Here is a 17,047-nt window from a genome sequence, read left to right as displayed (position 1 = left end):
CCAATGCTATGGTCCAACCGTTTGCCCCTCCCATGGGTATGAATCCGTTGCCGGTTGGAGGAGGCATAATCCGGGGGCACAAGCATGCCGTTTCACCTGCCTCGCCTGCCGTTACTCGCGAACCTGGATGGTTATCGGGTGAGTTGGCTGCGCAGCGATATTTCCGCTGGACTTGCGATTGCCGCCGTTGGCCTGCCAAGCGCCATCGCCTATCCCGCCATAGCCGGACTGCCTGCCGAAACGGGTCTCTACGCCAGCATAACGCCGCTCATCGCCTATGCGCTCTTCGGTCCATCGCGCCAACTCATCGTGGGACCGGATGCTGCGACGATGACCGTGCTGGCAGCGGTTCTGACAGCGGTATTCGCGTCCCCCGGCGCGACGGTCGACCGCGTGACGGCGGCCGCGCTGCTGGCGCTGATCGTCGGCATCCTGTGCCTGCTTGCGCGCCTGATACGGCTCGGGGTGCTCGCGACCTTTCTGTCACGCCCGATCCTGACCGGCTTCTTCGCCGGCATCTCGCTGTCGATCCTGGTCGGGCAGATCAAGCGCTTTACCGGCGTCGATATCGAGTCCGAAGGACTCATATCGCCCGTGCTCGAGCTCCTGCGACAAGTCGGTTCGATCCATTGGCCGACCTTGGCCTTCGCCCTGGCCTGTTTTGCACTTCTGCAAGTGGCCCGCATCTATCGCTCACCCATACCGGGCCCGGTAATCGTCGTTTTCGTGGCCGTGCTGCTTTCCTTTCTCTTCGACTTCGAAGGGCGCGGCATGGCGATCGTCGGCAACATCCCGCAAGGGCTGCCATCGCTCGTGCTGCCGCGCATCGACAACCTGCCGATCGACGCCTTGCTTACCGGCGGGGCGGCGATTTTCCTCGTCAGTTTCGGCTCCGGTGTCATCGCCGCCCGTAGCTTCGCTACGATCGGCGGCTACCGTGTCGACCCGAACCGCGAACTGACGGGTTTCGGAGCGGCAAACTTCGCGGCCGGACTGTTCGGAACGTTTCCGGTGACGGCCTCGGATTCCCGCACCGCCGTGAACTTCGCCGTCGGCGGTCGTTCGCAAATCGCCAGCCTCGTCGCGGCCGCTACCCTCATGGCGGTGCTCCTGTTCCTCGGCAACGTTCTGCGCATCCTGCCGATCGCCGGCCTGGGCGCGATACTCGCGGCAACGGCTCTCAGCCTGATCGATATCGAGGGCCTCAGACGGATATGGCGCATCAACCGGATCGAATTCGTTTTTGCGCTGATCGCCTTATGGGGACCAATCGGCCTCGGTGTGTTGAATGGCGTGGTCATCGCCATTGCTGCGACCCTGATCTATCTCCTGCTGCAGACCATGTATCCGCACGACGCCCTGCTCGGCAGAATCCCTGGTCGGGATGGCTTCTACAAGCTGCATCGCGCGCCGGATGCACGGCCGGTGCCGGGCTTCGGTGCCTGCATGATCCAGGACAGCCTGCTTTTCTACAACGCGGACTATGTGCGAGCGCGCCTGACCGCCATAGCCGAAGAATTGCCGCCGCCCGCCCATTGGCTCGTCATCGATGCCAGTGCGATCCCCCAGATCGACAGCACCGCCGCCGAGATGCTCGGGGATCTTGCTGATGAGTTGAAGGCGGGGGGCATCGCACTCGGTCTGGCGGAGCTGCACACGGATGCGCGCGCCCTGCTCGACCGGGCCGGCATCATCGAAAGAATCGGGCCGAACATGATCTTCGAGGGCATGGAGGATGCACTCGACGCTTACGAGGCCCGGTATGGCGAAAGCCAGGCGCCGGAAGGGGAAATCGCTGCGAACTCCAACGCCATGGGAACAGCACATAGCTTCGAAACGGGAGAGAAAGATGGGAAAACACGAAGGCAAGAAAAAGAATAAGAATAAGAACAAGAACGACGCCGACAAGGTTGCCGAAGCAGCAGCGCCAGAGGAGCGGTCGTCCGGCGGCTACGCCAAGGAGCTTGCCCGACTGCAGGAAGAGGTTGCGCACCTGCAGGCCTGGGTGAAAAAGACCGGCGCTCGCATCGTCATCGTCTTCGAGGGACGCGATGCCGCTGGCAAGGGCGGCGTGATCAGGCGGCTGACCGAACGCGTCAGCCCCCGCGTCTTCAGGGTCGTCGCCCTGCCCGCGCCCACCGACCGGGAAAAATCTCAGATCTACATGCAGCGTTACATCCAGCATTTGCCGGCTGCCGGCGAGGTCGTGATCTTCGATCGCTCCTGGTACAACCGCCCGGGCGTGGAGCGCGTCATGGGTTTCTGCTCGGAAGACAGCGCGCGACGCTTCCTCGAACTCGCACCGCGCTTCGAAGCGGCAATGGTCGAAAGCGGCATCGTCCTGCTCAAATACTTCCTCGATGTCAGCGAGAAGGAGCAGGAGCGCCGGTTCCGCCAGCGCATCGTCGATCCGTTGCGCCAATGGAAGCTCAGCCCCATGGACGTCGAGTCCTATCGGCGCTGGTGGGACTATACTCGGGCCTATAACGAGATGATCCGCATGACGGATACGGAGTATGCCCCCTGGTGGATCGTACCGTCAGACGACAAGAAGCGGGCGCGCATCAATTGCATCTCGCACATGCTCGCCTCGATCCCCTACGAACGTGTGAAGTTTATCGAACCGGACCTCGGCAAGCGCCAGAAGCGGCCGAACGACTTCGCGGACGATGATCACATTCGCAGGACGGTACCTGACGTTTTCTAGGACTAGGAAGCCCGCGTCTTGCGGCGCGGGCTTCCGAAGGTTGAATGCGCTGAAGCACGGGTGCCGACGCGATTACCGACACGGGAGTCGGTCGCGTTCAGGCCTTGTCCGGCGCCCAGTTCAGGAAGAACCCGACGTCGCCGGGCATGCCGCCCGGAAAGTTGATGATCATCGCCTTCAGCTTGTAGCCCTGCGGCTTGCCATAGGTCTGGTAGCGATCGAAAAATTCTTTCGCCTTGCCCTGCAGCGTCTGCGGCCAGTCGCGGTCGCCACTGTTGATTGCGCGACCGCTATCGCTGCAAAGCTCGGAGGGGAAGCTGTAAACCATCGCTTCGAACTTGCCGGCCTTGACGGCGTTCGCCACAAGGCGGCGAACGATGGCGATTTCCTCCTCCGTCACCTGTTTCTCAAGAAAATCTGCGGCAAAATCGGCGTGTTTCTGTTCCTCGATCGCCTTCAATCGCCGCTCCTTGTCCATCTCCTCCATTTCCCGCTGGAGGATCTGCATTCGGAGGTCCTGTGCACTCGGAGGTGCGCCCGCATTCTTATTCTCAGCCATCACGTCGATCCACTTCAAGCAATGGGACCACTGTGGCATTGGACTACACGCCTGCCGTGCGCCGCACACCAAAGACGTCCCGCAAATACATCCAAGGGAACCCGATCGGCATACCAATTCGGGGACGAAGCATTTTCGTATTTGAGCCGTTTCTCGTCCAAGGGCTCTCTATTTGCTGATCTTTCTCACTTTCAAGCGGAATAGCCGATGCGGGCTAATCCCCCGCAAGGCTATCCTAAAATACTACAACCGCAAGGGGACGGTGACAATTCGGCAAGGGGCGATGAATTTGCCTCAGAACTCCGAGGCAAACGTCCTTTATCCGACGGATGTCCGTCCTACCGAACACGCCCCGTCACAGGACGGACCGGTCCAAGTCACTCGCCGCCTGCTTCAATCCGGGCGCTGCCGGAATGCCAAGTATTCGCAGGAGTATCGAGTCGTTATCGCGAAGACGCTCCACGATCCATCGTTTCGTCCACTCGTAGGTTTCGACATAGAGTTCGGAATGCCGACTCCAGTCCATGAACCCGATGGCGCTCGAAATCGGCGGGGAGACGAGGATATCCCGTTCACCGAGCATGACTTCCTCGGGCCTGTGCGCCAGCACGCTCGCCGTGATCACCTGAATCATGCTCGGGACCTTCGGCAGGCTGGCACGACCGAAGGGTGTGAGCATCCGCACCGCCAGCTCGGATGCCCCCGGTATGCTGTCATAGTCGATATGATGCTTTCTTGGTCCGTGGGAGCCTAAGCTCGCGACGACATTAGGCCCGGTCTTGAGTTCCTTCATCTGCTCCAGCGGTAGATTGTTCATGATGGCGCCATCGACCAGCATGTCGCCATCGGCCGTGAAGAATGGCGGCAGGACACCAGGGATCGAGCCTGACGCCCTGACGGCCTGCCAGAGCTTTCCCCGACGGTGGACATGCGCCCGCCGACTGCTGAGATTGGTCGACAGAGCGAAGAACGGAAGCCACAGGTCTTCGATGAGAACGTCGCCATATTCCGCCTGCAGCGTGCGGTCGAGCACCTTGTGATCGAGCAGCGCATATTGCGGCAAGGTGAGACGACGAAACGCGCGGCTCTTGACGAAGATGAGATGCGTTCCCCGGTCGATTGCGTCAGCGTCCAATCCTCTGGCGAAGCCTGCCATCATCGCAGCGCCCGAGCTGGTGCCGCCGAGATAGTCGAAGGAGGCTCCCGCCTCGACGAAGGCTTTGTAAACGCCGATATGTGCGCAGCCGAGCGAGCCTCCACCGGCCGCGACAAATCCCCTCGCCTCACCCGAGATGAAACGGACCAGGCGCTCGACGTCCAGCCCGTCTTCCAGCGAAACGTGGTGATGCTGGCGGACCCCGGGTCGCGCGTCGAGCCAGGCGGCGGTTCTGGAAACCGTTGCAGTGCGCTTCGGATGAACGAGTACAAGCCGAAGGTTCGACGGCGCATGGATGGCAAGCGCCAGCGCCTCACAGGAACTGAGGTCGGCCGGGTCGGATGCATTGGCGAACAGCAACACGTTGTCGGCCTGGCGGATGCAAACGCGCGTCCACTCGCTTGGCTCGTCATCGGCGACATAAACGATGATATCGGCCTTGCCTTCGAGATGGTTCAGCCAGTCGAGCACGGACTGATCGTCGATCGGCAGGCCGGCGAACCGGCTTAAGAGTTCTCGCCGGGTCAGGAAAACGGCCCGCTTGTCCGCAGAAAACGCGGCACGGAGCTGCGAGATGAAGTCGGGTGAAACGCGACTGCGGCCCGCAGGTACGATCGCCAGTGTCCGGAGTTTGCAGGGCTGCTTGGGCTGCGTGGGCGCCGGAGACTGCATCGCGAACCGGCGCGCGAGAAACGTCGTCACCGACTGGCGCAGGCTGGGCAACGCCTTGGCGGCCCGCTCGAACTGATCGTCGCGAATTTCGAGTACGATCGAATCGCGCGCCGCAACGACGGTGGCAATGCGCGGCAACGCGGCGAAAAAGCCGATTTCCCCGACAAGTTCGCCCTGTCCGATCTCTGCGACAGTCTCGCCAATGCCCTCCCGGTGCACCGTGAAGCGTCCCGACAGAACGACGAAGAAGCGGTCCGACCGGTCTCCCTCACGAACGAGAACCTCGCCGCGTCGCAAAATCCGGCGATCGGAGTTGGCGGCCAGAGCCTCCAGCGCGGCCAAAGACGTCTGGTCGAACAACAACGTCGCCGACAGCAATTTGGCGGCAAGGGAACCGGTGGAGTCCATCGAACCTTCCTTGGTGCAGCGTCGGTCAACCTTAGCGGTTCCCACGGGAATTGCCGAACAGATTTGGTGTGGGCGATCCTCTCTAACGTGTGACGTTGTTGGACGCCCGAGCGGGCGGGAACCGGACGAAAGTTGGCTGGAGGAGCCAGCTTACTCAAGCAGCTACAATCTCAGTGGAAATCAAATCACTAGAACCGCTGCTTCATGCGAATTGATAACGCCAGTTCCGTTCTATCGGGCTGACCGGCAGTCAAGCCTAGCGCTTGGCGTGGATGTCTTTCGCCTCGTCCCGAGGCTCGACGTCTGGCTGTTCGTGCCGCATGGCCCGCGCCTCGATAAAGCCGATGACAAAAAGGACGGAAAAGGCGGATGCCGCCGCAAGGCCGGCGACGCCCCATTGGCCGAAGCCCACCGCAAGACCGATGGCCCCTGCGAGCCAGAGACTGGCGCCAGTCGTTATTCCCTGGACCTCGCCCCTGGAAAGCACGATGGTGCCGGCGGCGAGAAAGGCAACGCCCGCGGTCACCGCTTCCACCACGCGCAGCGGGTCGAGGCGGACGCGATCGTCGAAGAAGCCACCGAGTCGGACGCTCTCAAGCGAAATGACGCCGAAAGTGCAGGCAGCAAGACAGACGAGCATATGGGTCTTGAGGCCTGCCGGTCGCGCCTTTGTCTCGCGCTCGAAACCGATGACGGCCCCCAGGAACAGTGCGCCGAGGATGCGCGCAAATACGACGGGATAAGGAATCTGTGACGGCGGGAACAATTCGGCGGCGATCTGATCCATGCGGAACCAACGCGAAGTCCTCGCATTGGTTCCGCATGATGGCGCCGCGCCTCACCCAGTGCGCGGTCGCCGGGAGCGGCCTGTCCCCACCCCGCTCCGAAGCGAAGTCGACGCTTAGTTTCCGAGCGCCGCCAGGGCGGCATCCAGGCGCTCCTGCGCCTTCTTCGGGTTCTTGGCGGCCTTCACGGCATCAAGATTGGCTGGGGCGTCTCCGACCTGGACGACGGCAACCATGCCCATTCCGTAGTGCGGCGTGCACTTGACGCCGTAGACGCCGGGAGCGGTGAGGGTCGCCTTGTAGTTTTCATTGACCTTGCTCTTGAAGGCCTCGGCGCCATCCGGGATCATGCCCTTGATGGTTTCGACATTGTGCCCCTTGTCGGTCGGGATGAAGGTAACCGTGTCGCCGGGCGCGACCTTCAGCGACGCCGGCTCGAACACCATCGCGCCGTCCTTGCCCTTGTTCAGCATGTGCACTTCAAAGTCTGCGGCGGCTGCAGGTGCTGCGACAAGCATTGCCGCGATGGCGAAACCCAATCCGCTCTTGATTGCATTCAACATCGTCTTCTCCATTTGAGCGACCAGCCCGTGCTCGGGTTGTTCGAACAGAGAATTAAGCTCGCGATGCCCCCTCTACTTTGATGCGCGTCAAATTCGCGGCGCTTTTCTAACGCCCGTTGACAATGCATAGGAATCCTATACTAATAATCGCCATGAGCAACGAACCTGGCAGCATACCCCCTCTGGTCGACCGAATTGGTGACGGACTATCGCGCTTGGCAACGGCCATGCGTAGCGAGGCCTGGACGGCGGCCGAGGCCATCGGCCTCAATCCGACGCAATTGCAGATCCTCACCTTTCTCGTCGCCCGCGGCCGAAGCGGCATGCGCGTAAAGCAGATCGCTGCCTATCTCGGCGTCAGCCAGCCCACGACGACGGATTCGGTCAATGCGCTCCTGCGCAAGGGCCTTGTCGAGAAGCGGGCCGACCCCAGCGATGCGCGTGCGCTTTCCGTCGCGGCAACGCCGCAAGGCGAAACCGCTGTTCGTCAGGCCGGTCAGCTGGCATCGGCGACCGAGGATGCCATCGCGGCGCTCTCCAAGCTCGAGCAGCAGGACCTGCTGACGCACCTCGTCAAGATCATCCGCCGCTTGCAGACGGCAGGAGCCATCCCTGAGCAGCGCATGTGCGTCAACTGTCGCTACTTCCGGCCCAATGTCTACGACGATGCGAAGGCCCCGCACCATTGCGCCTTCGTCGATGCCGCCTTCGGGCCGGCGGAATTGCGCGTTGACTGCGGTGAATTTGAAGGCGCCGACGCCGCTGAGCGGGACGCTGCTTGGCGCGTTTTCAACCGCGGTGCGGTCTGACATGAAAATGAAAGGATACACCAGCGCCGGCAACCAGGCCCGGGGCAGACCGAAAGCACCACCTTGCTTTCGCAAAGAGCTTCAACATCGGATCCCGCAAGCACCGTTCTCAGTACCGCGGACGGGCACCGATGATGTTGGCGCCGGTCCGACGACTGCCATCGGCGGACCGGCAATTTTCTCCCTCCACGCAAATAGAAAGAGAAAACCATGAGCAGAATTAATCTAGTTGACCCCAATTCGGCAACCGGTGCCAGCGGTGAGCTGCTTGGCGAGATCCGCTCAGCCTTCGGGATCGCCCCCAACATGTTCCGGGCGGTTGCCAATTCCTCGGCCGCACTTGCCAGCATGTGGGGCTCTTTCGGCGCGCTCGGAAACGGCCGCCTCGGCGCCAAGCTCGGCGAACAGATCGCCGTTGCCGTCGCCGACCGCAATGATTGCCACTATTGCCTCGCCGCCCATACCGCTCTTGGCCGCAAGGCCGGAGCGACCGCCGAGGAAATGACAGGCGCGCAACGGGGCAAATCGTCCGACCCGAAGACCGCAGCCGCGTTGATCTTCGCCCAGAAGCTCGTCGAGGCACGTGGCCAGGTCACCGACGCGGATGTGCGGGCGCTGCGCGATGCCGGTTACGACGATCAGGACATCGTTGAGATCATTGCCCATGTCGCGCTCAACCTCTTCACCAACTACATCAACGTCGCGCTCGCCGTACCGGTGGATTTCCCCGGCGTGAAGCTCGTTCGCGAAGCGGCCTGACAAGGCGGCCGGACGGCAGCACCCGTCCGGTCTTCTCCGGAGAAGACAATGAATAGCAGCTATCGGATCGCGGCGCCGGAACTCGCCGTTTCAACCTGGTTCAATTCCCCGACGCCGCCTAGCCTCGAACGGCTTCGCGGACGGGTCGTTTTCCTCCATGCCTTTCAGATGCTCTGCCCGGCCTGCGTCTCGCACGGCCTGCCCCAGACCCAGCGCGTGCAGGCCGTCTTCCGCGAGACCGACCTCCAGGTCATTGGCCTGCATTCGGTGTTCGAGCATCACGCGGTCATGACGCCCGACGCGCTCAAGGCTTTCATTCACGAATACCGTCTGACCTTCCCGATCGCCGTCGATCAACCATCGGATGACGGGCTGATACCGAAGACGATGGAACGCTACGGGATGCGCGGCACGCCAACCGCGATCATCATCGGCCGCGACGGTCATGTTGAATATCACCGCTTCGGCATCGAAGACGACATGGTCATCGGCGCTCGCCTCGCCACGCTGCTCGCGGCGCCGAACCCGGACGTCGCCGCCAAAAGTCCGGAAACGCGCGGGTGCACGGACGACGGCTGCACGATCCCCAACACTCATGATGAATGCCGCTAGAGGAGACGGCTGATGACTTCAAAGAAGGCCGTCGCCGTACGGCACGTGCATTTCGAGGACCTTGGCACCCTTGCGGCTCCGCTGCGCGCGGCGGGGTTTGCCATCGAGTATCGAGACGTAGGAAGTGACGACTATCTTTCGTTCGATCCGACCGAGCCGGATCTTCTCGTCGTGCTCGGCGGCCCGATCGGCGTCTACGAGGATACGGCCTATCCGTTCGTCGCAGACGAGATCGCAATGCTGCAAGCACGTCTTGCCGCCGACCGACCGACGCTTGGCATTTGCCTGGGCGCGCAACTGATCGCCCGAGCGCTTGGCGCTCGCGTCTATTCATCCGGCATCAAGGAGTTCGGCTTTTCGCCGCTGAGCCTCTCTGCCGCCGGCCTTGCTTCACCTCTCCGTCATCTCGCCGACGTTTCCGTGTTGCACTGGCATGGAGATACGTTTGACCTGCCGCGCGGTGCTGAGCTGCTGGCCTCGACGCCAGATATCGCACGGCAGGCTTTCATGCATGGACGAAAGGTGCTCGGCTTGCAGTTCCACCCAGAGGCTGAAACGGATGCTGCCTTCGAACGCTGGCTGGTCGGCCATGCCTGCGAACTGGCGGCTGCTGGGTTGAGCGTGGCGGGTCTTCGTGCCGATGCCCGGCGCTTCGGCCCCAGCCTGAAGCGCGCCGCCGCAGCGATGATTGGCGACTGGCTGGAGCATATCGATGATTGACCGGCAGCCGATTGTACTCGACGCCCTGCTCTTAGGCAGCCTCTCGCCGATCGATGATCGGGGAACCCTGAGTGGCATCGTCAAATATCCAATCGTTGGCGCCGTGCTGCTCGGCGCCACCGGCTTTTCCGGCGATCACCAGGGGGACCTCAAAAGGCATGGCGGTGTCGACAAGGCCGTGCATCATTACCCTCGGGACCATTATCGGGTCTGGATGGATGAGATCGGCTCCATGCTGCTGTTGCAACAGCCGGGCGCCTTTGGCGAAAATCTTTCGACCCTGGGGCTGACGGAGAGCGACGTCGCGGTCGGCGACCGGTTCCGCCTGGGCGGCGCTCTTCTGGAGGTAAGCCAGGGTAGGCAGCCCTGCTGGAAGCTAAACCGCCGCTTCGATTTGGCCGATATGGCCCGGCGTCTTCAGCAATCCGGCCGCACCGGCTGGTATTATCGCGTCATCGAGAGCGGACCGGTTTCGGCCGGCGACCGAATGCACCTCGTCGAGCGCCGTCACCCGGAATGGACGATCGCCCGGCTCTGGCACTTTCTCTACGTCGATACCCTGAATAGGGAGGCTCTTGAAGAGATCGCGAACCTAACCATTCTCCCATCGAACTGGCGGGATTACGCAGCGAAGCGCCTGCAGACGCGCAGGGTCGAGGACTGGTCGCGACGACTCGATGGCGAAACCGCGCCGGTCAGCGGCTAAAGTGCATGGCGATCTCTCGGAATCGCGCCTTGCGCCTTATCGCAAAACCGCACACGGATATGTTCCAGCCGCACCATGGGCGGGCAGTGACGGCTGTTGCTAGATTGTTGTGACGGATGCGACGCGCTGGCCGCTTCGCGCCGGTCTTTCCAGCATGTCGGCAATTTCTTCGGCGACGAAAATTGCATGGTCGTTGACCTGCGGCAGGCCCATGAGTTCGCCGAAGGTGCCACGCGCCAGCGGGCCGGCAACGATCAGCGATCGCTCCGCTGTGTCGTTCGCGCCAACCGCGCGGCTCGCCTCGTCGCAAGCAAGGCCCAGACCCACGTCATCCAAACGCAACCATCCCTGTGAAGCGAGGTCGGCCAGCCAGCCTTGGGTCGAGAGGATGCCGGTATGAGCCGGACCGGTGGTCACCACACAGGCATCGAACAGCAGGCGCTCCCGGCGGCCGACATGTCGGTGACGGATATCGACCGCGATGACATGGCCGCGTCTCTCGACCTGCTCGATCGCAGCTCCGACAATTCGCACCCGCCCTTGCTCCAGCCCATGCAGGATCGCTCCATCGATCTGCGGTGCCACGCGAAAGCGGTGGACGTCCCAGAATGGACGCAGATGGCGCACGAGGCGGCGGCGCTCCGCCACCGGCAGGGCCCTCCAGACCTGACCGCCCTGGCTGCGGAGCGCGTCGAAAACCCCATGCCAGCTGGTACCGATTTCGGCGGCCTGGCGCAGGGCGCGCCGGACGCGCTGCAGCAAGTCGAGCGCGGTTCGCGCCGGGTTGCTGGAGAAATCGCCGAACGGTTCCTGGGGCTCGCCCGGATGACCGCGCGACCGCAGGCCCCGGCGCGACAATGCGACGACCGGGCCGCGATGATCGGCGAGCCTCAGCGAAGCAATCACGTCGGCTGCCGTCAGCCCGTTTCCGACGACGAGGACGTGGTCATCGGGGCGGATGCAGTCCAGCGCACCAGCAACGGTGGAATCGGGCACATAGCGCGGGTGGCCGCGAAGCGCCTGATCCACGCCGCGTGGGGCGCAGGGCGCCGGATGCGTCGTGGCGATAACGACGATATCGGCCAGCAGGTCCGTGCCGGCGGAACTACTCAGTCGCCAACGATTCCCACGGCGCTCGATATGCTCGACATGTTCACGCCGATGCTCGACCTTTCCACTTTTCAGAAACGGCGCGACGAACTCGCAGACATAGCGGCCGAACACCGCTCGGCGCGGATAGAGATTGCCGTCGACCGCCAGAGCGTCGGGATCGTCGCGCGGTTCGCCTTTTGCCGCCATCCAGTTGAGGAAATCGTCGGGATCGTCGGGAACCAAGCTCATGCGCGCCGCCGGCACATTGATGCGGTGCGCGGGATTGTCCGTATCGTAGGCGAGGCCCGCGCCAAGGCGCGCCCTCGGCTCGAAGACGATAATGGTCGCGCCGTCGCTCGCCGCGTTCCGCGCGAGGTTTGCGGCAACCGCCGCCCCGGTGAAACCGCCGCCGACGATGGCGATCACGGGTCGGCGCGTCGGTCCCGTCACGATTGGGAAACCTTCAATTTCGGACGATGGTCGCCGGCAATCGTTTCGCCGAACGGCCCGGTATTGATCGACGCCTCGTGGGTCCGAACGGCATGGGCAAGCGGCAGGTTCGGCAGCACCAGTTCCCCGAAACGATAGGCCTCTTCCAGGTGCGGATAGCCGGACAGAATGAAACTATCGATACCGGCCTGCCGGTATTCCTCGATACGCGCCCTCACCTCCTCGGGGTCGCCGACCAGCGCCGTGCCCGCACCGCCGCGAACCAGGCCGACCCCAGCCCAGAGGTTTGGAGCGACTTCAAGCTTGTCGCGTCGGCCGCCATGCAGGCGGCTCATGCGGCTCTGACCAACCGAATCCATACGCTCGAACACCTTCTGTGCCGCAACAATCGTGTCGTCATCGACATATTGTATCAGTTCGTCAGCGGCCTGCCATGCTTCCTTGGCCGTTTCTCGCACGATCACGTGGAGGCGGATGCCGAAGGTTACCTCCCTGCCCTCGGAATTGGCGAGCGCGCGAACCTCTGCAATCTTCCTGGCAACGTCGTCGACGGGCTCTCCCCACGTCAGGTACTTGTCGATCGTGCGCGCCGCTACCTCCTGGCCCTTGCCCGAGGAACCGCCGAAATAGAGCGGCGGACGCGGCTTCTGCACAGGCTGGAACAGCAGCTTGCCACCTTCGATATCGAAGTGTTTTCCCTTGAAGTCGACCTCTTCGCCGCGCAGCACGGCCTTGTAGATATTGAGGAATTCCTCGGTTACCTCATAACGCTCGGTGTGCGAGAGGTGGATGCCATCGCCCTGGTTTTCAATCGGGTCGCCGCCGGTAACGACGTTGATCAGCAACCGCCCATTCGAAAGTCTGTCGAGCGTCGCCGTCATGCGCGCCGCCAGGGTCGGTGATAAAAGGCCAGGCCGCACGGCGATCAGGAAGCGCAGCTTTTCCGTAAGCGGCGCCAGCGCCGAGGCGACCACCCAGCTGTCTTCGCAGCTACGGCCCGTCGGAATGAGAACGCCATAATAGCCGAGCGCGTCGGCGGCTTGAGCCACCTGCTTCAGATAGTTGATATCGACGTGGCGGCCGCCACGCGTGGTGCCGAGATATCGGCTGTCACCGTGGGTCGGCAGAAACCAGAGAACGTTGATCTTTTCGGGAATTTTCACGGGCGCAGTGTCCATCGGCGAATGCCTCCTTGCAAGCTGGTCTTCGGCAGCCATGAACGCCTTGCCGACCATAAAAACATCAACTCTATAATTTTTATTGACAATCAAAAATTGGACAGTCATCTTTGGAGCGAGGAAAAATTTTTCCCGTATCGGCGGATCGCGCCCGGGAATTAGGCGAAAATTTCGAGGAACTGGCCATGACGATCGCGCTCGCCGCATCTCCCGCATTCGACGCAAGTGTTCCAACCGGCAATGGCTACGAGCCGATCACGGCGCCGGCTCTAAAGGCGGCCATGCGCAATCTGTCAGGCGGCGTCTCCGTGATTACCGCAGGCATCGGAGACGAAAGGACCGGGGCCACCGTCACTTCGGCGACGGCGCTGTCGGTGGATCCGCCGACCATGATCGTCAATATCAATCGGACCTCTTCGACTTGGCCCGTCATCCAGCGTTATCGGCATTTCTGCGTCAACATCCTCTCACGAGAGCAGCAGAGAGTGGCGGAACGCTTCTCCGGCCTGGATGGCGCCAAGGGGCCGGCCCGCTATCAGGGAGCCGACTGGGTTCGGCTGGCAAGCGGCGCGTCAGCATTGAGCGGGGCATTGGCCGCGATCGACTGCGAGGTCGAGGAAATCATCGAGCGCCACAGCCACGCCATCATCCTTGGCCGGGTCGTGGCCATCTCCACGAGCTCCGGCGAGCCGATCCTCTACCACAACGGCCGTTACGGCGGTCTTGATCGTTAACGTCGCAGCGAAACTCTGCAGGCCCACGAAACCACGCCGAACCGCCCCCGCTTTGGAATGGACCCGCTGCGGAGCAGCAATGTATCCATATATAAGGCTCCAATCAGCAGTGCCATGAGGCTCGCAACGGTCAAGATGACGGCGCGGCTGCTCGACCAATGGCTGCCACCGTGGTCCACAGGACGGTGATGCCTTGGGAGACCGGGCGTCACCGTCATCCAGTCTTCAGCGTCACGCGATGCCGCGTGGCGATCAACCGCGCTGCCGCATAGGTCTGCGTCACGATCTCAGGCACCAGATCGATGTCCGGCAGACTACCGACGCCAAGTGGTCCAATCGCGTAGAGATTGCGCGTCGGCTGTCCGCCGGCCAGAACTTCGCCGGCCGGACTGACGGCAATCCCAAGACTGAGCTCGTCCGGCTCTGCCAGCCCGCCGGCAAAGAGGCTCTGCATCAGCGGCGCCCGAAGGTCCGGCGCCGAACAACGACAGTCGATCACCTGATCGGCCGAAAGCAGCGTCTCCTCGCTTTCGCCCGCCCAGCGCACCATCAATCCATCTGGGCGGCGCTTGCCCGCCCAACCCTTCCGAATGGTGGTTTGCCCGCCGGCGAGTTCCTGCTGGAGCCGCAGATGCAAAGGCGCCGGCAGGCGGTTGCGGTGACTGTCATAGATCGAGCGCAGGTGCCGGTTGAATCGGTGCTTTTCCTCTTCGGGCAACGATTGCCAGAGCGAACGTGCGCGCCGACGCAGCCCGTTCATGGCCGCCTGCCACCCAAGGCCGGCGGCCTCCGCATCCGCGCAGGCCTGCCGCACGAAGCGGACGATCTCGCCGAGTCGGGTCGGCATCGGTCCAACCGGAAAAGTCGGCGCCGCCGCGAGGCGCGTATGCGGCTGCGGCAGAAAGCCGTGCCGGGAGAGAATGGTGATCTCGCCGGCGAAACCGTTGTCGCGCAGTTGCAGCAGGCGGTCGACCACCCGGACGCCGCTGCCGAGCAGGACCGTATGGCGCGGAACAACCAGCCGGCGGGCGCGCACCAGGGGCCTCTCCTCTTCGGCAATCTCCATCTCGCCTTGGCGCAGGCCAAATCCGGTGGCCAGCACGACGGCATCGCACTCCACCGTTGCGTCCTCCTGCATTACCAGGAAGCGGCCATTGGCTTGCTTGCGCAGCCCCAACACCGCCTGGCAGGAGAGCTGTATCGATATATCGGGCCGGCGCGTCAGCGCTTCGGAAAAACGTTGATAGACGTAGTCGCTGAAGATGCTCTTCGGCACGAAGATCTGCTGAAAGCCGGGAATCGCGGCGGAAACTGCCGCGCGGAACTCGGCATTGGCCAGGAGCCAATCGTTGAAGTCCTCCGGCTGCCCGGCGGCGACCGAGAGGTCGCGCACCCGGCTGTTGAGGATCTCGCCACTTTGGGCGGCGGCCAACACCTGCCCACCACTGATCGTCGGTTGCGGATCGAAAAGGTGGACGTGAAACGCGGATCGCACCGACTTCATCAGCGCAATGGCCATCATCACGCCGGAAAATCCGCGACCGATGATGGCGATATGCGGCTTGGCTCTGGCAGCGGCTCCCTCGGGAGCAATCTTCGCAAACAATCCATGGACAGTCATGTGCACTCTCCCATGGCCGGTTCTGCCCGGCAAAGTCTGAAACGCATGGCTGTTTCGGTCCGGAACGCGGACACCGACCGAATGGTCACAAAATGCCGACCCAGGTGTCGATATATGCGATAGTCGCGGGGTCGGAGAAACATAGCGCCCACCGCGGCAGCGGTCGAGCCCGTATCCGTTGTTCTGGCTGGCCTGGCACTCTGGCGCATGGTCATCCCTAGACGGCATACTCTATAAAGTTAGTGCGCTATTAGAGCGCGAAACGATCTCAACATCAAGTGCTGCGTGGAAGTATGTCCGTCCAGCCGTTACAGCGCCTCAGGCTGGGCTGCTCGGCATGGGTGCCCGTTCCATGACTTCAAGCTCGAAGGGTTGCGCCCGCGATGGCTCCCGCTGCGCGATGCCGTTCAGAACGCGCAACAGATCATAGCCATGCGACCAGCGGCCGAAGCCACTGGCGATGTTGATATGGCCGGCATGGCCGAGATCGACGAGACGGCTGCCCCATCGCGTCGAAACGTACCGCAGGCGATCGAAAGGCATATAGGGGTCGTTGAGGCTGCCGACGACGAGGCTGGAAAAAGGCAATGGCAGATCGGGCATCGGGCCGAAATCGATGGCACCGGGATGCAGGCGATCGGTTGGGCCAAGGTCGCAGGGCGCGACAAGCAGCGCGCTGCGCACATGCCCTGCCAGGGGTCGCCGCGCCAAATCGGCGACAAGAAGCGAGCCGAGACTGTGGGCCACCAGGTCGACTATCCCGTGCCGGAGGATTTCGCGCTCGAGAGCATCGCGCCAATCATCGAGCCTTGGCTGGTTCCAATCGTCCTGTTCGACCAGAACCGCATCCGGATGATCCCTCAGCCAATGGCGTTGCCAGTGTCCCTCGTCGGATCCGAACAATCCCGGAATGATGAGCGTTTTTGCCATGACATCAATCTCTTGCGATGGGCGATCCAGGACCTGCAACGATCCGTTGCAAACAGATCCGGTTCTGGATCGACTATGCGCAAGCGACAGACGGCGGAGAAGCAAGGAACGCCTAATATCTATATTTTCTATAGTATTTATTTTCTGACCTGGAGATCACGCCCCCGCGATCGACAATCGGACATGGAACAATATCCGCAGTAGAGTGTTTCCTTCGACGCGGCTCAAAAGCGAAATCAGTTTCCTTGTGACCCGTCCCAGCGTCAAAAATTTGCGTTGTTGGAGCCCGTGAAATTGTTAGTTTGGCGCCGAAATACACCGGCGCTCTGACAAGCCGGCCAACCGGCGATTTGATGATCGGTATGGATAGGGGATGGCGCAACCCTTTGCGGTTGCAGGGCTGAAAAGGTGACCGGAAGTTGACGGAGCGACGCAATGGGAGCCGCTGGCGGTTTCGCCAGCCGAGTGTCTTGCCCGGGTTTGGGCTGTCGCTCGGGATCACGCTGAGCTGGCTGGTGCTGATCGTGTTGATTCCGCTGTCGGGGCTGGTGGTCCGGGCCAGCGGGCTCGGCTGGTCCGAGTTCGT

Annotated in this window: 16 protein-coding genes and 1 pseudogene; 9 read left to right on the top strand and 8 right to left on the bottom strand. The window is 62.4% G+C overall.

The genetic code is table 11. From position 1 onward, the window contains the following. Window positions 1-84 precede the first annotated feature (84 nt). On the top strand, window positions 85-1,881 hold the full coding sequence (locus AC0C6X_RS27615) for a SulP family inorganic anion transporter (RefSeq protein WP_247961043.1): 1,797 nt from the start codon (window positions 85-87) through the stop codon (window positions 1,879-1,881). Continuing rightward, on the top strand, window positions 1,850-2,707 hold the full coding sequence (gene ppk2, locus AC0C6X_RS27610; RefSeq protein ID WP_472956243.1) for a polyphosphate kinase 2: 858 nt from the start codon (window positions 1,850-1,852) through the stop codon (window positions 2,705-2,707). Before AC0C6X_RS27615 ends, ppk2 begins: the two co-directional genes overlap by 32 nt. A 97-nt stretch (window positions 2,708-2,804) precedes the next feature. On the opposite strand, the gene AC0C6X_RS27605 is transcribed toward ppk2, so the two are convergent. The 4 genes from AC0C6X_RS27605 to AC0C6X_RS27590 form a co-directional block, all read right to left on the bottom strand. Beyond that, window positions 2,805-3,266: a histidine kinase gene (locus AC0C6X_RS27605; RefSeq protein ID WP_173518390.1), complete on the bottom strand. Its 462-nt coding sequence runs from the start codon at window positions 3,264-3,266 to the stop codon at window positions 2,805-2,807. Between the two features lie 355 nt (window positions 3,267-3,621). Beyond that, a complete protein-coding gene (locus AC0C6X_RS27600) occupies window positions 3,622-5,502 on the bottom strand; it encodes a patatin-like phospholipase family protein (RefSeq protein ID WP_472956242.1) in 1,881 nt (626 codons plus the stop codon). A 256-nt stretch (window positions 5,503-5,758) separates the two neighbouring features. Continuing rightward, window positions 5,759-6,289 carry an MgtC/SapB family protein gene (locus tag AC0C6X_RS27595; RefSeq protein WP_173518392.1) on the bottom strand — a complete coding sequence of 177 codons (531 nt, stop codon included), beginning with the start codon at window positions 6,287-6,289 and terminating at the stop codon, window positions 5,759-5,761. 114 nt (window positions 6,290-6,403) lie between these two features. Then, complete coding sequence (locus AC0C6X_RS27590) at window positions 6,404-6,850, bottom strand: pseudoazurin (protein WP_173518393.1); 447 nt, start codon at window positions 6,848-6,850, stop codon at window positions 6,404-6,406. A 227-nt stretch (window positions 6,851-7,077) separates the two neighbouring features. Between AC0C6X_RS27590 and AC0C6X_RS27585 the strand changes: the two genes are divergently transcribed. The 5 genes from AC0C6X_RS27585 (at window position 7,078) to AC0C6X_RS27565 (ending at window position 10,456) form a co-directional block, all read left to right on the top strand. Then, window positions 7,078-7,659: a MarR family winged helix-turn-helix transcriptional regulator gene (locus AC0C6X_RS27585; protein WP_472956240.1), complete on the top strand. Its 582-nt coding sequence runs from the start codon at window positions 7,078-7,080 to the stop codon at window positions 7,657-7,659. A 210-nt stretch (window positions 7,660-7,869) separates the two neighbouring features. Continuing rightward, entirely contained in the window at window positions 7,870-8,418 is a 549-nt protein-coding gene (locus AC0C6X_RS27580; RefSeq protein ID WP_173518395.1) for a carboxymuconolactone decarboxylase family protein, read from the top strand. 48 nt (window positions 8,419-8,466) lie between these two features. Continuing rightward, window positions 8,467-9,030: a redoxin domain-containing protein gene (locus tag AC0C6X_RS27575; RefSeq protein WP_472956238.1), complete on the top strand. Its 564-nt coding sequence runs from the start codon at window positions 8,467-8,469 to the stop codon at window positions 9,028-9,030. A gap of 12 nt (window positions 9,031-9,042) precedes the next feature. Next, window positions 9,043-9,750 (top strand): glutamine amidotransferase, encoded by a 708-nt coding sequence (locus AC0C6X_RS27570; RefSeq protein ID WP_472956237.1) that lies wholly within the window; start codon window positions 9,043-9,045, stop codon window positions 9,748-9,750. Next, window positions 9,743-10,456 carry an MOSC domain-containing protein gene (locus AC0C6X_RS27565; RefSeq protein ID WP_472956236.1) on the top strand — a complete coding sequence of 238 codons (714 nt, stop codon included), beginning with the start codon at window positions 9,743-9,745 and terminating at the stop codon, window positions 10,454-10,456. The genes AC0C6X_RS27570 and AC0C6X_RS27565 overlap by 8 nt, the downstream gene beginning before the upstream one ends. A 99-nt stretch (window positions 10,457-10,555) precedes the next feature. On the opposite strand, the gene AC0C6X_RS27560 is transcribed toward AC0C6X_RS27565, so the two are convergent. Both AC0C6X_RS27560 and ssuD read right to left on the bottom strand, forming a co-directional pair. Beyond that, complete coding sequence (locus AC0C6X_RS27560; RefSeq protein ID WP_472956294.1) at window positions 10,556-12,001, bottom strand: FAD/NAD(P)-binding protein; 1,446 nt, start codon at window positions 11,999-12,001, stop codon at window positions 10,556-10,558. After that, complete coding sequence (gene ssuD, locus AC0C6X_RS27555; RefSeq protein ID WP_472956234.1) at window positions 11,995-13,176, bottom strand: FMNH2-dependent alkanesulfonate monooxygenase; 1,182 nt, start codon at window positions 13,174-13,176, stop codon at window positions 11,995-11,997. Before ssuD ends, AC0C6X_RS27560 begins: the two co-directional genes overlap by 7 nt. Window positions 13,177-13,361: 185 nt before the next feature. On the opposite strand from ssuD, the gene AC0C6X_RS27550 reads away from it, so the two are divergent. Beyond that, the gene (locus AC0C6X_RS27550; protein ID WP_173518400.1) at window positions 13,362-13,910 is read left to right on the top strand and encodes a flavin reductase family protein; all 549 of its coding nucleotides are present in this window, start codon (window positions 13,362-13,364) and stop codon (window positions 13,908-13,910) included. A 214-nt stretch (window positions 13,911-14,124) separates the two neighbouring features. Here the strand turns inward: AC0C6X_RS27550 and AC0C6X_RS27545 are convergent, their stop codons facing one another. Both AC0C6X_RS27545 and AC0C6X_RS27540 read right to left on the bottom strand, forming a co-directional pair. Beyond that, a complete protein-coding gene (locus AC0C6X_RS27545; RefSeq protein ID WP_472956233.1) occupies window positions 14,125-15,531 on the bottom strand; it encodes an FAD/NAD(P)-binding protein in 1,407 nt (468 codons plus the stop codon). Between the two features lie 318 nt (window positions 15,532-15,849). Next, window positions 15,850-16,461, bottom strand: a complete 612-nt coding sequence (locus AC0C6X_RS27540; protein WP_472956231.1) for an RBBP9/YdeN family alpha/beta hydrolase — start codon at window positions 16,459-16,461, stop codon at window positions 15,850-15,852. A 419-nt stretch (window positions 16,462-16,880) separates the two neighbouring features. Here AC0C6X_RS27540 and AC0C6X_RS27535 point away from each other — a divergent pair. Continuing rightward, window positions 16,881-17,047, top strand: a pseudogene (locus AC0C6X_RS27535) (molybdate ABC transporter permease subunit); the annotation flags it as partial.

It is taken from the genome of Ensifer sp. VA4, from assembly GCF_055710065.1.
This window is presented reverse-complemented; position numbering and strand designations above follow the sequence as displayed.